Genomic DNA, 14,806 nt, shown 5'->3' on the forward strand with positions numbered 1-14,806 from the left:
CAGGCTCCCGGGCATTCACGCGACGGCCCCGGGACCGGACGTCGCGATGCACTCGTGAACACGGCCTTGCACCACCACGTGAGGGGTTATCGTGGAAGCCACAGGAACAAAACGGACCAATTCGGACCGAATCGGCAGGCAGGCCCGGCGACGTCGTCCGGGAGGCCCGCCCGGCGGCCCGGTGGACGAGGGGTTCGGCGAGCAGGGTGAGTTCGGAGGTAGAGCCAACGATGACCGATCCGACCAGGGATGAGGTCGACGAGATCCTCGCGCGCTGGGACCACTCGCGCGAGCACATCCTGTCCATCCTCCAGGACATCCAGCACGTCAGCCCGGAGCACTACGTCAGCCGGTCGGCCGCAGCCCAGGTGGCCGAGGACCTGGGCATGACGGTCACGGCGATGTACGAGATCGTGACCTTCTACCACATGCTCCACGCGACACCGCACGGCCGGCACAGCGTCGAGATCTGCGAGAGCACACCCTGCTACTTCCAGGGCGGCGACGCCCTGCAGAGCACGGCCGCCGAACGGCTGGGCATCGCCATGGACGAGGTGACCGAGGACGGTGCCCTGTGCGTCGAGACCGTCCCCTGCTTCGGCCGCTGCGCGACCGCGCCGAACGTCAGGATCGACGGCGCGGTGCACCACCGGGTCTCCCCCGCCGTGCTCCGCGACCTCATCGACCGGCTGGTCGCCGGCGACCGCGCAGATCAGGAACAGGTGAGCCAGCATGTATGACCGTCTCCTCGAGCACGTCGGCGACGACGCGGACCAGAAGCAGCTGTCGGTCTACCTGTCCCAGGGCGGCTACGAGGGCCTGCGCAGGGCCGTGGAGGTGGGCCCCGACGCGGTGATCGAGGAGATCTCCACCGGTCTCGTACGGGGCCGGGGCGGCGCCGCCTATCCCACGGGCAGGAAGTGGGGCCAGCTGGCGCGCATCGAGGGCGACCCCAAGTACATCGTCTGCAACGCCGACGAGGGCGAGCCGGGCACCTTCAAGGACCAGGTCCTGCTGGAGAAGAACCCCTACGCGGTCATCGAGGGCATGACGATCGCCGGCCGCGTCTTCGGCTCCCCGAAGGGCATCATCTACGTACGCGGGGAGTACCCCGAGGAATTCGGCATCCTCCGCTCATGCCTCCAACAGGCCCGCGAGGCCGGCCTGCTCGGCCACGACATCCTCGGCATCGAGGGCTTCGACTACGACATCGACACGGTCGCCGGCGGCGGAGCCTACGTGTGCGGTGAGAACTCGGCCATGCTCAACTCCATCGAGGGCAAGCCGGGCCGGCCGCGCATCAAGCCCCCTCACCTGGCGGAGGTCGGCCTGTACGGCAGGCCGACGCTGGTCAACAACGTCGAGAGCTACGCCGCCGTGACACTCGTCGTGGCCAACGGCGGGGAGTACTACCGGAGCCAGGGGTCGGCCAACGGCGGAGGCACCAAGCTCATCTCCATCTGCGGGCACGTCGCGCACCCGGGCGTCTTCGAGGTGCCCTTCGGCCGGTACACGCTGCGCGAGCTCATCTGGTCGCCCGAGTTCGGTGGCGGCGTCATCGGCGGCGACTTCGGCTTCGTCCACTGCGGGGGCCATTCCGGGCCGATCGGCTTCGAGAACATCCTGGACGCGCCCTACGACTACGACGACGCATGGTCCGGCGGCAAGGCGATCGGTTCGGGGGCGATCGTCGTCATGAACGACACGGTCGACATCGTCGACTACCTGCGCCAGGTGATGGTCTTCTTCCGCAAGGAGTCCTGCGGCAAGTGCACGCCCTGCCGGCTCGGCACGACCCGTGTCTGGGAGGTGCTCGACCGGCTCGCCTCCGGCCGCGGCGAACCCGACGACATCCAGCGGCTGCGCACGACCACCGAGCAGGTCCACAAGCTCTCGGCCTGCGGGCTGGGCCAGTGCATCGACGTCCCGATCCTCAGCGCCCTGGATGGCGCCGGACCCGCCTTCGAGGCGGCACTCGTGAAGGAGCCGACCCGTGTCTAACACCATGGCACCGAACCCCATCCGGATCGACGGCGAGCAGGCCGGCCTGGCAGGCGCCGAGCCCACCAGGACCGTCGGCGTCGTGATCGACGGCCGCGCGCACGACGTGCCCGAGGGCCTCACGGTCCTGCAGGCCTGCCGCGCGCTCGGCATCGAGATCCCCACCCTGTGCGAGATGCGTGACCTGGCACCCGACGGGTCCTGCCGCATGTGCATGGTCAAGATCACCCAGCGGGGCCGTACGGCGATGAAGATCTCCTGCGCCGAACCGTTGTCCGAGGGCATGGAGATCGTCACGATGGACGACGAGATCTTCGAGTCCCGGCGCTTCATCCTGGACCTGCTCTGCTCCAACCACGAGTTCGACTGTTTCAGGTGCGCGGCCAACAGCGACTGCCGCCTGCAGGACTACTCGATGCAGTACCGCATCGACCGCACCGACTTCCCCGACGGCCGCTTCATCGGGCACAAGGTCGACTCGTCCAACCCGTTCCTGACCTTCCACGCCGACCGCTGCATCATGTGCCGCCGCTGCGTCCGCGCCTGCGGCGAGCTGCAGGGACGCAACGTCATAGCCCTGACCCAGCGCGGCTTCGACACCCAGATGTCGACGAGCTGGGAGATGCCCTGGGAGCTCACCAACTGCGAGTCCTGCGGCAACTGCGTCTCGGTGTGCCCCGTCGGGGCACTCGAGGCCAAGGACCACCAGCGCGGATACCGCGACTGGCAGGTCGAGGACAAGGTCGTCACCACCTGCCCCCACTGCGGCGTGGGCTGCCAGCTCGAACTGCAGGTCCGCGGCGGCAGGGTCGTCGGCGTCGAACCCGCGTACGGACCGGCCAACCGCGGCATCCTGTGCGTCAAGGGCAAGTTCGGGTCGTACAAGTTCGCCTCCTCGTCCGACCGCCTCACCGATCCCCTCATCAAGGAGAACGGCGAGTTCCGCAAGGCCGGCTGGGACGAGGCCCTCGACCTCATCGCCGACCGGATGAAGGCCATCATCGCCAAGGACGGCCCGGACGCCATCGCCGGCTTCTCGTGCTCACGGGCGCCGAACGAGGACAACTACATGTTCCAGAAGATGATGCGCGCCGCAATCGGCACCAACAACGTCGACAACTGCGCGCGCGTCTGTCACTCCGCCTCGGTCACCGGCCTGGCGACGACGCTCGGCTCCGGCGCCATGACGAACACCATCCGTGACGTCACCCACGACGTCGATGCGATCCTGCTCGTCGGCTCGAACACCACCGAGGCGCACCCCGTCATCGGCGCCCAGATCCGGGCCGCCGTGCGGGCCGGCGCCAAACTCATCGTCGTCGATCCCCGCAGGACCGACCTCACGTCGATGGCCGAGCTGCACCTGCCGATCAGGCCCGGCACGGACATCGCCTTCGCCAATGCGATGGTGAACATCATCATCGCCAACGGCTGGGCGGACGAGGCCTTCATCGCGCAGCGCACCGAGGGTTTCGAGGCGCTCCGCGAGATCGTCGCCGAGTACGAGCCGGAGAAGGTGGCACGGCTGTGCCACATCCCGGTCGCCGACCTGTACCGCGCCGCCGAGATCTATGCGAAGGCCGAGCGCGCCCCGATCATCTACTGCCTCGGTGTCACCGAGCACACCAGCGGCACCCAGAACGTGATGTCCCTGTCGAACCTGGCGATGGTGGTCGGCAAGTACGGCAGGCCCGGCTGCGGCATCAACCCGCTGCGCGGTCAGAACAATGTGCAGGGCGCCTGCGACATGGGGTGCGAGCCGCACAACCTGCCCGGCTACCAGAAGTTCGACGCCCCCGGTGTCATGGACAAGTTCGAGGGCGTCTGGGGCAGGGCCCTGCCACGCGGGATCGGCCTGCGCGCCACCCAGGTGTTCGGCGCCGCCGCCGAGGGACGCGTCAAGGGCCTGTTCATCTTCGGGGAGGACCCGATGGTCACCGACCCGAACACCGCCCACGTCCGGGCGGGCCTCGAGGCCCTCGACCTGCTGGTCGTCGACGAGTTGTTCATGACGCCGACGGCCGAGCTGGCCGACGTCGTCCTGCCCGGCTCGGCGTACGTCGAGAAGGAGGGCACCTTCTCCAACACGGAGCGCCGCGTCCAGCGCGTGCGCAAGGCCGTGGACGCCCCCGGCAACGCCCGGCTCGACACGTGGATCTTCGCCGAGGTCATGCGCCGCATGGGCTACCCCGAGACTCTCGAGACGGCCGCCGACATCATGGACGAGATAGCCCTCGTCGACCCCGACTTCGGAGGCATCTCGCACGCCCGGCTGGACGCCGGCGAGTCCCTGCAGTGGCCCTGCTCCACCAGGGACCACCCGGGCACGCCGATCATGCACGTCGGAGCGTTCAAACGCGGTCTGGGCTACTTCTACCCCACCGAGTACCAGGAGCCGAACGAGGTTCCGGACGAGGACTACCCGATCCTCATGAGCACCGGTCGCATGCTGTACCACTACAACAACGGTGCGATGACCCACCGCACCGAGGGCCTCACCCGGATCGCCTCGCAGTCCTACATCCAGATCAACGAGACCGATGCCCGCGCCCTCGGCATCGCCCAGGGCGACCTGGTCAAGGTCAGCTCGCGTCGCGGCGCCATCGAGACGCAGGCCTGGGTCGGTGACAGGGTCGGCGAGGGCGAGGCCTTCATGACCTTCCACTTCCCGAGCGGCAACCCCAATGTCGTGGCCAACGACGCGACCGACCCGTTGTGCTTCATCCCCGAGTACAAGGTCTGCGCGATCAGGGTCGAGAAGACCGCCGACGCGCCGACACCCGGACGGCTCAGCGGGCTCCACGAGCCCGCCCTGCTGTAGAGGACCGGAGCCCATGGGCAGGGTCACGACGCGGCACCGTGTCGTCCGGATCGACGCGCACCATCCCGCAGGCATCACCGCCGTCGACACGCTCGCCGTCGAGGAACCCCTCGAGATCCGTCTCGGGGAGGCGAGCTACGCCACGACGATGCGCACGCCGGGCCACGACATCGAGCTGGTGCACGGCTTCCTCGCCAGTGAGGGCATCATCGCCGGCCCGGCGGACGTCGTCGGCGCTCGCTACTGCACCGGCACCGTCACCGACGAGGAGACCGGTCGGCCACGCAACACCTACAACGTCCTACAGGTCCGGCTCACCGACTCGGTCCCACCACCGCGGACCGGCCGCGCAACCGTGGTCTCCTCGGCCTGCGGCATCTGCGGCACCGACACGGTGGAGGCCCTCACCCGGGACGCCCGCTTCGACCTGGACGCCGACCACACCCGGGTGGCGGCGAACACGCTTCTCGGCCTGCCCGACAGGCTCCGCGACGCCCAACGGACCTTCTCGGCAACCGGTGCGACGCATGCCGCCGCGTTGTTCACCGACGACGGGTCGCTGCTGGTGGCGCGAGAGGACGTAGGCCGGCACAACGCCGTCGACAAGGTGGTCGGCTGGGCGATGCTCAACGGGCGGCGGCCCGGTGGCGGCTGCGTGCTCATGGTCTCGGGGCGCATCGGCTTCGAGTTGGCGCAGAAATCCGTCCTGGCCGGCATCCCCGTGCTCGCCGGCATCTCGGCGCCCACGGCCCTGGCGGTACGGATCGCCGAGGAGACCGGCCTGACCCTGGCCGGCTTCGTCAGGGGCGATCGGATGAGCCTCTACGCGAACCCCGAACGAGTGCGCGGGACAGACACCGCCGAGTGACCCCGACCCCGGACCCTCCGTCCCGCCCAGCGCCCGGGAGACGCACTCCCCCACCGGCGCCCCCGCTCACAGCGAACACGACAGCGTGCCTGATCCGACCCTGATCTCTGGCCAGGGCACGACCACGGTCCTACGATGAGCACCGGAGGATCGGTCCCAGGTGCCATGTGCATCACGATCTGGTCACCTCCTGGTATGACAACGATGACGAGAGCCAGGTGACTCAATTCATGGCTGAACAGACGTCAGCAGCAACACTGCCCACCTACTCCCCGGAGGAAGAAGAGCGCGTCATACGCAACACCCAGGGCGTACCGGTGGGCGTCAAACCCGATCGCCGGTGGACGCCCAGGCGCATCGCGATCTGGGGCCTCATCACAGTGCTCGGCGTGCTCGGGTGGACCATGCTCGCCATTGTCCGTGGCGAACGGGTCAACACGATCTGGTTCGTGATCACCGCGGTGTGCACCTACGCGATCGCCTACCGGTTCTACGCACTGTACGCCCAGCGCAAGATCATGCGCCCGGACGACACCAACGCGACCCCGGCCGAGCGCATCAACAACGGCAAGGACTTCGACCCGACGAACCGGGTCGTGCTCTACGGCCATCACTTCGCGGCCATCGCCGGCGCCGGCCCGCTGGTGGGCCCCGTCCTCGCGGCCCAGATGGGCTACCTGCCCGGCACCCTGTGGATCGTCATCGGCGTCTGCCTGGCCGGGGCGATCCAGGACATGCTCGTCCTGTTCTTCTCCATGCGCCGGGGCGGGCGTTCGCTGGGCCAGATGGCCACCGACGAGATCGGTCCGGTCGGCGGCATCGTCGCCACCATCATCGTCTTCGTCATGCTCATGATCGTCCTGGCCGTGCTCGCCATGATCTGCGTCAACGCCCTGGCGGCCTCCCCGTGGGGCGTCTTCTCGGTCGGCTGCACCATCCCGATCGCCATCGCCATGGGCCTGTGGCTCCGCTTCGTCCAGCCCGGCAAGATCACCCAGGTCTCGCTCGTCGGCTTCGCGCTGCTCATCGGGGTCATCATCTCGGGCCGCTGGGTCTCCGAGTCGAGCTTCGGGCAGGCGCACCTGCACCTGTCCCCCACCACCCTGGTGTGGGCGATGATCATCTACGGCTTCTTCGCCGCCGTCCTGCCGGTGTGGATGCTGCTCACCCCGCGGGACTACCTTTCCACCTTCATGAAGGTCGGCACGATCGTCGTCCTGGCGCTAGGCATCATCCTCGTACGTCCCATCGTCGAGATGCCGGCCGTCACCGAGTTCGCCACCAACACCGCCGGTCCGGTCTTCGCCGGCGGCATCTTCCCGTTCCTGTTCATCACGATCGCCTGCGGCGCCCTGTCCGGCATGCACGCCATGGTCTCCTCGGGCACCAGCCCCAAGATGATCCAGAAGGAGTCCCAGGCCCGCATGATCGGCTACGGCGGCATGCTCATGGAGTCCTTCGTGGCCGTCATGGCGATGGCCGCCGCCGTCAGCCTGAACCAGGGCATCTACTTCGGCATGAACACCTCGACGGCGACGGTCGACAACCTGGCAGGCAGCGCGGTCGTACAGGCGGCCGACAACCGTGAGGACATCACGGCGGAAGCCGTCCAGAATCTCGGGGTCTCCGACGTGTACGGCGGTCAGATCCGCGCCGCCTGGGACACCTGGGACGAGGACGGCAACACGGTCACCGTCTACGACGGCGACGCCTACCGGGCGGTCGCCGAGGACGTCGGCGAGACCTCCATCGTCTCGCGCACCGGCGGCGCGCCGACCCTGGCCGTGGGCATGGCGCACATCCTGCACCAGGTCGGCGGGGGACGCACGATGATGGGCTTCTGGTACCACTTCGCGATCATGTTCGAGGCGCTGTTCATCCTGTCGGCGGTCGACGCCGTCACCCGGGTGGCCCGCTTCCAGCTGTCGGACGCACTGGGCAATGTGATACCACGGTTCGCGGACCCGTCCTGGCGCATCGGCGCATGGATCTCCACCGCTGTCGTGGTGGCCGCCTGGGGCTCGCTGCTCCTCATGGGCGTCACCGACCCACGCGGCGGCATCCAGACGCTCTACCCGCTGTTCGGCATCGCCAACCAGCTCATCGCCGCGGTCGCCCTGCTCGTGGTCACCGTCATGGTGGTGCGCAAGGGCTATGCCCGCTGGGCGTGGATACCGATCATCCCGCTGGTATTCGACACGGTGGTGACCTTCACCGCCTCGTGGCAGAAGATCTTCTCCCACGATCCGGCCCTCGGCTACTGGCAGCAGTGGCGGGACGCGAGGAGCCTGCTCACCACGCTCACCGATCCGGAGGAGATCGCCGTCGAACGGGCCATCGTGCGCAACACCTTCATCCAGGGGACGCTGTCGATCGTCTTCCTGGTGACGGTGGCCTTCGTCATGGTCTGCGGCATCATCCGCATCGTCCGGACGCTGCGCACCGGTGACACGACGACCTCGGAGGACCCGCGTCAGGAGTCGAACTTCTTCGCGCCCACCACGATGATCAGCACCGCGCTCGACAAGAAGTGCGTGGCCGAGTACGAGGTCGTCGGCGACCCGGCACTCATCCCCGGGTTGAAGCAGGCCGACCGCGCATCCCGGCAGACGGCCGGGACCGCGACGGAGACGGGCTCATGAGCCCCGGCCGTTCCGACCGACCGCTCGGCCGGGTCCATGCTGCCCTGCTCTCGGCGCGGACCCTGTGGCGCGACTTCACCGGGGAGTCCGCGTACGACCGGTACCTGCTGCGGCACAGTCTGGAGCATCCCGGTCATGAGCCGATGAGCGAACGCCAGTTCTGGCGGGCGCGCGTCGACTTCGACGAGGAGAACGTGTCCTCAGGCTGTTGCTGAGGGCCCGGCACACGGGGCGGCCCGAGTTCTGCCTGACCGGGCCGCCCCGTTCTGCGTGTGACGGAGCCCAGGCGTGGCGCATGCGCCCGGCGGCCCGCTGGTCAGTGCACGATCGCGAGTAGCACGAAGACGACGCCGATGCCGAGCAGGACGGCGCCGGCGATCGGCCGGTGGTCGAGACGGGCGGCACGTTCGAAGAATGTCCTCACGGCATCCGCCACGCGCGGCATGCGCACCCAGGCGAGGACGGCGCCCAGGTAGGGGCCGACGAGGGCCGCCAGGAAGACGAGGTAGAGCAGGCCGGCGACGACGACGTCATGGGTGACCGAGGCGATGACACGCCCCGTCACGTACATGGTCGCCGGCTCGCTGAGCCCGATGCCCGCGACCACGCCGAGACCGATCAGGTGCGACGGGGAACCGCCGTGGGAGGCCCTGGGCCGGCGCCTGCGCGGCAGGTTGACGCGCCAGTCGACGAGCTGAGCGGCCCCGGCGGCCAGGGCGAGCACTCCTGCGACCAGATCTACGCCACGGCGGATGAGCAGGGCCGAAGCCCTGGCCCTGAACAGGTCGGTGAGGCGGTCCGGGTCGACGAAGTGGAAGAGCACGAGCATGACGGTGGCGATCGCGGCGAGCCCCACGCAGATCCAGGCGACGGACCGTCCCGGTCGCCTGGCCACGGTGAGCAGGTGCACGACGAGGGCATAGGTGGTCGGACTGAACCCCATGAGCAGCCCGAGGCCGATCATGGAGCCGGCGGCGGCCCACACGGCCCCCATCACTGCCCCTCCCCGCCGACCAGCACGGCCACGGCCCGTGACCGGCCCCGGCCGTCCGGGCGGTACAGGGCGACGAGTTCACCGGCCGGATCGACCAGGCCGGTCGGGTCGGCGGGTACCTCGACGGGGAGGAGGCCGCCGTGGACGACGATGGCGCGCTGCTCCTGGTCGATGTCGAGCACCGCGAGACTGCGGCGAGCGGCCTCGGCCATGGTCATCATCGGCGGAGCCGGTTCACCGGGGGCGGGCAGGTCGTGGGCGTCCTCGACGCGGTAGCCGTCGACCCGGGTGCGGCGCAGGGCGGTGAGATGGCCCCCGACGCCCAGTGCGGCACCGAGGTCGCGCGCGAGGGCCCTGACGTAGGTTCCCGATGAGCAGGTGACGACGACGTCGAGGTCGACCAGGCCATCCAGGTCATGCCTGCCGAGCACCGCGAACTCGCTGACGGTGACCGGGCGGGCGGCCAGTTCAACCCGTTCACCGGCACGCACCCGGGCGTAGGAGCGCCGCCCGTCGACCTTGATGGCCGAGACCGCGCTGGGCACCTGCATGATCGGGCCGCGCAGCGCGGCGACGGCCCCCTCGATCGCCGCGTCACTCAGCCGGGAGGCATCGGTCGTCTCGGTGACCTCGCCCTCGGCGTCATCGGTGACGGTCGTCTGCCCGAGCCGGATGGTGGCCGTGTAGGTCTTGTCCTTCAACGCCAGGTGACCGAGCAGGCGGGTGGCCCGGTTGACGCCGATGAGGAGCACACCGGTGGCCATCGGATCGAGGGTCCCGGCGTGACCGACGCGCCGCGTCGCGAACAGACGCCGGCAGCGCCCCACCACCTGGTGAGAGGTGAGGCCTGCCGGTTTGTCGATGACGACCAGGCCGCTGGGCCCGGCCGGGGCGGTGCGTCTGCTCACTCGGTCTCGTCGTCGGCCCGGTAGGGGTCGGCCGATCCGGCGAACTCGGTGCCCTTGCGGGACTCCAGTTCCTCGTCGGCCTGCCGAACCCTGGCGAGCAGGTCCTCCATGTCCGCCGCGGCCTCGGTGGTCGCGTCGGGCACGAAGGTCAGCGTCGGGGCGAACCGCAGGCCCAGTCTCTTGCCGACGGTGGACCGCATCAGGCCCTTCGCCGATTCGAGCGCCGCGGCGGTGGCGGCCAGGTCGGACTGGTCCCCCATCACGGTGTAGAAGACGGTGGCCTCGCGGGCGTCACCGGTGAGACGCACGTCCGTGACGGTGACGAAACCCAGCCGCGGGTCCTTGACGCGCCTCTGCAGCATCTGGGCGACGACGACCTGGATCTGGTCCTCGAGTTTGGCGATCCGGGGGCTGGGCATCACGCGTCCCTTTCCTTCTCGACCATCTCGTAGGTCTCGACCTGGTCCCCGATCTGGATGTCGGAGTAGCCAAGCGTGAGACCGCACTCGAAGCCCTCACGGACCTCTGTGACGTCGTCCTTCTCACGGCGCAGCGAGTTGATCGAGGTCTCGGCGAGGACGACGCCGTCGCGCACCAGGCGCGCCTTGGCGTTGCGCCTGATGAGACCGTCGAGCACCATGCACCCGGCGATGTTGCCGACCTTGGACGAGCGGAAGATCTCGCGGATCTCGGCGGTGCCGAGCGTCTTCTCCTCGTAGACGGGCTTGAGCATGCCCTTGAGGGCGGACTCGATCTCGTCGATGGCGTCGTAGATGACCGTGTAGTAACGGACGTCGACGTTGTTCTGGTCGGCCATGCGCGCGGCCTGGACGGTCGGGCGCACGTTGAAGCCGATGATGACGGCGTGCGGCTCGGATGCGGCGGCCAGCGTGACATTCGTCTCGGTGATGGCGCCGACACCACGATCGATGACGCGCAGGTCGACCTCGTCGCCCACGTCGATCTGGCTGAGCGAGTCCTCCAGCGCCTCGACCGAGCCGGCCGAGTCGCCCTTGAGGATGAGCAGCAGCTCGTTGGTCTCGCCCTTCTCCATCTGCTCGAACAGTTCGTCGAGCGTCCGGCGGCGGCTCGACGCCGCCTGCTGGGCCGCACGGATGCGGGCCTCGCGCTTCTCGGCGATCTGGCGGGCCATCCGGTCGTCCTCGACGACCAGGAAGTTGTCGCCGGCTCCCGGAATGTTGGTCAGGCCCAGCACCTGGACGGGCGTCGAGGGGGACGCCTCGTCGACCTGTTCGCCATGGTCGTTGACCAGGGCCCGCACCCGGCCGTACGCGGACCCGGCGACGATCGAGTCGCCCTTGCGCAGGGTGCCGCGCTGGACGAGGGCGGTGGCGACGGGGCCACGGCCCTTGTCGAGGTGGGCCTCGATGGCGACGCCCTGAGCGGCCATGTCGGGATTCGCCCGCAGGTCCAGGGCCGCGTCGGCGGTCAGGATGATGGCCTGCAGCAGGTCGTCGAGCCCCTGGCCGGTGACGGCGGAGACGTCGACGAACATGGTGTCGCCGCCGTACTCCTCGGGCACCAGGTCGAACTCGGTCAGCTGGCCACGCACCTTGGTGGGGTCGGCGCCGGGCTTGTCGATCTTGTTCACCGCGACGACGATCGGCACGTCGGCGGCCTTCGCGTGGTTGAGGGCCTCGATGGTCTGCGGCATGACACCGTCATCGGCCGCGACGACGAGCACCGCGATGTCGGTGGACTTCGCGCCGCGGGCACGCATGGCGGTGAAGGCCTCGTGACCCGGGGTGTCGATGAAGGTGATGCGGCGATCCTCGTCGTCGACCTCGGCCTGCACCTGGTAGGCGCCGATCGACTGGGTGATGCCGCCGGCCTCGCCCTCGACCACGTGGGTGTGACGCAGCGCGTCGAGCAGCTTGGTCTTGCCGTGGTCGACGTGACCCATGACGGTGACGACCGGGGGGCGCGGGGCGAGATCGGACTCGTCACCGGCGTCCTCACCGAACTCCAAGTCGAAGCTCTCGAGGAGCTCCCGGTCCTCGTCCTCGGGGGAGACCACGTCGATGGTGTAGTTCAGTTCGGCGCCGAGGACCTCGAGGGTCTCGTCCGGCACGGACTGGGTGGCGGTGATCATCTCGCCCAGGTTGAACAGGACCTGCACCAGGGCGGCCGGGTCCGCGCCGATCTTCTCGGCGAGATCGGTCAGCGAGGAGCCGCGGCGCAGCCGAATGGTTTCGCCGTTGCCCTGCCTGATGCGCACGCCGCCGATCGTCGGCGCCTGCATCTCGTCGAACTCTTGCCTGCGCTGCTTGCGGCTCTTGCGGCCACGACGGCTACCGCCGCCCCGTCCGAAGGCACCCTGGGTGCCCGAACCGCCACGGCCGCCGCGTCCACCGCGGCCGCCGCCGAGAGGCGCACCCATGCCGGGCCCGCCGCGGAAACCACCGCCGCGGCCGGGACCACTGCTGCCACGCCCGCGGCCGCCGCCACGGGCCGGGCGACTGCCGGCGGGAGCTAGCTGGGAGTTGTGTCGCTTGGGCATCATCGCCGGGTTGGGGCGAGGCATGCCGGAGGTGCCGCCGGGACGGGGCAGACCCCCCGTGGGCCCCGGGCGAGGTGCACGCGACCTGGCCCCCTCGGCGGGCCGGCCCTGCTGCCCCTGCCCCCGGCGCTGCTGCCCCATGCCCTGGGAGGAGCTGTACGGGTTGTTGCCGGGGCGCGGGGCACCGGTACGGCGGCCACGGCTGGTGGGCAGGCCGCCGGTGGCGCCCGGCCGGGAACCCGACGGACGGGGACCGGGGCGTGGCCCCGGACGTGCGGACGGTGCGCCGCCGGAACGCTGCTGGCTCGGCGCCGAGGGCCGCGGGCCCGGAGTGGGACGGCCGCCGGGTCGGGCCGGGGCGCCCGGACGCGGGGTCGGCGAGGAGACCGGGGCCGACTCGGCGGCCGGTGCCGGTGCCTTCGGGATCGGTGTCTGGCCGGGCTTGGGGGCGGCACCGGGCTTGGGCGCCCCCGGGGTCGCCGCGGGCTTCGCCGGACCGGGGCGCGCCGCAGGGGCGGACGAGCCAACCGTCGGCGCGGACGAACGCGAGGCCTTCGATGCCGGCGCGGGCTTGGCTGCGGGCGATGAATCGCCCCCGGCGCTCTCGGACTTGACCTTCTCGGTCACCCTGCGCACCACGGGGGCTTCAATGGTTGACGAAGCGGAACGAACGAACTCGCCCATGTCCTTCAGCTTCGCCAGAAGTTCTTTGCTTTCGAGTCCGAGCTCCTTGGCGAGCTCGTAGACGCGGACCTTGGCCACTACTCTCCTTCAGGTCCAGGCGTCTGCCGGGACCGGTTAGTTGTCGGTTGTGCTCATTGCTGCGTACTCATCGAGTGGTCATGAGCGTTAGCCCACTTTCAGAAATCACCGGGACCACACCGCACCTCGCGGCACGACTGACCGCACGCCGGAATGACGCGCAAGGATCAGTTTACCCCGCAGCACCCCTCGGAGGCCAAACGGGGACGGGGTGGGTCGGCAGCCGGTTGCGCGGTCCGACTACCCGAAGGGCGGTCGGTCTATCTGGTCGGGGCGGATCGGGGTTCGGAAGCTGCGGGCGAATCCCCCGCGCAGCGCACCGTCCCAGCAGCGTGGATCCGGATGCACCCAGGCCCCCCGCCCCGGGACACGACGATCCTCGTCGAGCACCAGTCCGTGCCCGGTGCGCACATAGCGGCGCAGCGCACCCGGGTCATCGACGCGTCGGCAGCCGACACAGGTCCGCAGCGGACGTGATCTGCTCACGTGACCAGGGTACCGATCCCCGGTTCCGGCTCTGGCCGTCGGCCGCTGCGCGTGGCGACACCGAGGCCCTGCCGGGTGCCGCCCGGAGAAGTTGTCCAACAACCGTTGAACTACGCGGCGTCTTTCGTCCATACTGTTTTCAACAGTTGTTGAAGGAGCTGTCATGGCCGGCCCTACCGGCGACCTCGCCGGCGCCCCTCGGCGCAGAGCAAAGTCCGAGGCGACCCGTGATGCGCTCATCGCCTCGGCCCGTGAGTTGTTCGCGGCCAGGGGCTACGCGGGCGCCTCGGTACGCGCCATCGCGCGCGGCGCCGGGGTCGACCCGTCCCTCATCAATCACTACTTCGGCGGCAAGGAGGGACTGTTCGGGCAGGCGATGCAGATCCCGCTCGATCTGCAGGAGGTGCTGGCACGCTTCGACCGGGTCTGCTCGGCGGACGAGTTGCCCGAGCTCATCGCCAGGACCTACCTCGAGATCTGGGAGAGTCCCGAGACGGGGCCGCAGATGACGGCTCTCCTGCGACGCGCGCTCGACGACCCGGACCAGTTCAGCGCCCTGGTCGGTTTCCTCTTCTCGGCACTGGTCGAACCCGTCTCGGCCAGGCTGGGAGATCTCAGCGCCGAGCAGGCACGGCTGCGCCTCACCTTGGTGGCCAGTCACCTCATGGGCACGCTCATCGCACGGAAGATCCTGCACCTCGAACCGCTGGCGAGTCTGTCAGGTGACGCGCTCCTCGAGCTGATCGGCCCGACGATCCGGGCCGACCTGACGGCCCCCGAGAACACCCCCGAGGAGGACTGAT

General features: G+C 69.5%; 12 protein-coding genes. 7 read left to right on the forward strand and 5 right to left on the reverse strand.

All coding sequences use genetic code 11. From position 1 onward, the window contains the following. Positions 1 to 230 precede the first annotated feature (230 nt). From PROPJV5_RS03525 to PROPJV5_RS03550, 6 genes are all read left to right on the forward strand, one after another. Positions 231 to 740, forward strand: coding sequence for an NADH-quinone oxidoreductase subunit NuoE family protein (locus PROPJV5_RS03525; RefSeq protein WP_119714940.1), 510 nt, complete (start codon positions 231 to 233; stop codon positions 738 to 740). Then, entirely contained in the window at positions 733 to 2,001 is a 1,269-nt protein-coding gene (locus PROPJV5_RS03530) for a complex I 51 kDa subunit family protein (RefSeq protein WP_119714941.1), read from the forward strand. Before PROPJV5_RS03525 ends, PROPJV5_RS03530 begins: the two co-directional genes overlap by 8 nt. Continuing rightward, positions 1,994 to 4,822, forward strand: coding sequence for a formate dehydrogenase subunit alpha (gene fdhF, locus PROPJV5_RS03535; protein WP_220474316.1), 2,829 nt, complete (start codon positions 1,994 to 1,996; stop codon positions 4,820 to 4,822). The genes PROPJV5_RS03530 and fdhF overlap by 8 nt, the downstream gene beginning before the upstream one ends. 13 nt (positions 4,823 to 4,835) lie before the next feature. Further along, complete coding sequence (gene fdhD, locus PROPJV5_RS03540; RefSeq protein WP_119714943.1) at positions 4,836 to 5,690, forward strand: formate dehydrogenase accessory sulfurtransferase FdhD; 855 nt, start codon at positions 4,836 to 4,838, stop codon at positions 5,688 to 5,690. A 230-nt stretch (positions 5,691 to 5,920) separates the two neighbouring features. Continuing rightward, positions 5,921 to 8,332: a carbon starvation CstA family protein gene (locus PROPJV5_RS03545; RefSeq protein WP_119715002.1), complete on the forward strand. Its 2,412-nt coding sequence runs from the start codon at positions 5,921 to 5,923 to the stop codon at positions 8,330 to 8,332. Beyond that, positions 8,329 to 8,547, forward strand: a complete 219-nt coding sequence (locus PROPJV5_RS03550; protein WP_119714944.1) for a YbdD/YjiX family protein — start codon at positions 8,329 to 8,331, stop codon at positions 8,545 to 8,547. Before PROPJV5_RS03545 ends, PROPJV5_RS03550 begins: the two co-directional genes overlap by 4 nt. Before the next feature lie 101 nt (positions 8,548 to 8,648). Here PROPJV5_RS03550 and PROPJV5_RS03555 read toward each other — a convergent pair whose 3' ends face one another. From PROPJV5_RS03555 to PROPJV5_RS03575, 5 genes are all read right to left on the reverse strand, one after another. Continuing rightward, positions 8,649 to 9,326, reverse strand: coding sequence for a GAP family protein (locus tag PROPJV5_RS03555; protein ID WP_119714945.1), 678 nt, complete (start codon positions 9,324 to 9,326; stop codon positions 8,649 to 8,651). Next, complete coding sequence (gene truB / locus PROPJV5_RS03560) at positions 9,326 to 10,234, reverse strand: tRNA pseudouridine(55) synthase TruB (RefSeq protein WP_119714946.1); 909 nt, start codon at positions 10,232 to 10,234, stop codon at positions 9,326 to 9,328. The genes PROPJV5_RS03555 and truB overlap by 1 nt, the downstream gene beginning before the upstream one ends. After that, positions 10,231 to 10,653 carry a 30S ribosome-binding factor RbfA gene (gene rbfA / locus PROPJV5_RS03565; RefSeq protein ID WP_119714947.1) on the reverse strand — a complete coding sequence of 141 codons (423 nt, stop codon included), beginning with the start codon at positions 10,651 to 10,653 and terminating at the stop codon, positions 10,231 to 10,233. Before rbfA ends, truB begins: the two co-directional genes overlap by 4 nt. Next, the gene (infB, locus tag PROPJV5_RS03570; protein ID WP_119714948.1) at positions 10,653 to 13,517 is read right to left on the reverse strand and encodes a translation initiation factor IF-2; all 2,865 of its coding nucleotides are present in this window, start codon (positions 13,515 to 13,517) and stop codon (positions 10,653 to 10,655) included. Before infB ends, rbfA begins: the two co-directional genes overlap by 1 nt. Positions 13,518 to 13,757: 240 nt before the next feature. Further along, a complete protein-coding gene (locus PROPJV5_RS03575) occupies positions 13,758 to 14,003 on the reverse strand; it encodes a YlxR family protein (protein WP_239018377.1) in 246 nt (81 codons plus the stop codon). Positions 14,004 to 14,166: 163 nt separating this feature from the next. Here PROPJV5_RS03575 and PROPJV5_RS03580 point away from each other — a divergent pair, with 163 nt between their 5' ends. Then, positions 14,167 to 14,805, forward strand: coding sequence for a TetR/AcrR family transcriptional regulator (locus PROPJV5_RS03580; protein WP_119714950.1), 639 nt, complete (start codon positions 14,167 to 14,169; stop codon positions 14,803 to 14,805). Position 14,806: the final 1 nt, after the last annotated feature.

The organism is Propionibacterium ruminifibrarum (assembly GCF_900289195.1).
Classification (GTDB): Bacteria; Actinomycetota; Actinomycetes; order Propionibacteriales; family Propionibacteriaceae; genus Propionibacterium; species Propionibacterium ruminifibrarum.

Bases quoted from the DNA above. Each gene is read 5' to 3' on its own strand.
- PROPJV5_RS03525 (WP_119714940.1), top strand. From the start codon at position 231: ATGACCGATCCGACCAGGGATGAGGTCGACGAGATCCTCGCGCGCTGG.
- PROPJV5_RS03530 (WP_119714941.1), top strand. From the start codon at position 733: ATGTATGACCGTCTCCTCGAGCACGTCGGCGACGACGCGGACCAGAAG.
- fdhD (WP_119714943.1), top strand. From the start codon at position 4,836: ATGGGCAGGGTCACGACGCGGCACCGTGTCGTCCGGATCGACGCGCAC.
- PROPJV5_RS03545 (WP_119715002.1), top strand. From the start codon at position 5,921: ATGGCTGAACAGACGTCAGCAGCAACACTGCCCACCTACTCCCCGGAG.
- PROPJV5_RS03550 (WP_119714944.1), top strand. From the start codon at position 8,329: ATGAGCCCCGGCCGTTCCGACCGACCGCTCGGCCGGGTCCATGCTGCC.
- PROPJV5_RS03555 (WP_119714945.1), bottom strand. From the start codon at position 9,326: ATGGGGGCCGTGTGGGCCGCCGCCGGCTCCATGATCGGCCTCGGGCTG.
- rbfA (WP_119714947.1), bottom strand. From the start codon at position 10,653: ATGCCCAGCCCCCGGATCGCCAAACTCGAGGACCAGATCCAGGTCGTC.
- PROPJV5_RS03580 (WP_119714950.1), top strand. From the start codon at position 14,167: ATGGCCGGCCCTACCGGCGACCTCGCCGGCGCCCCTCGGCGCAGAGCA.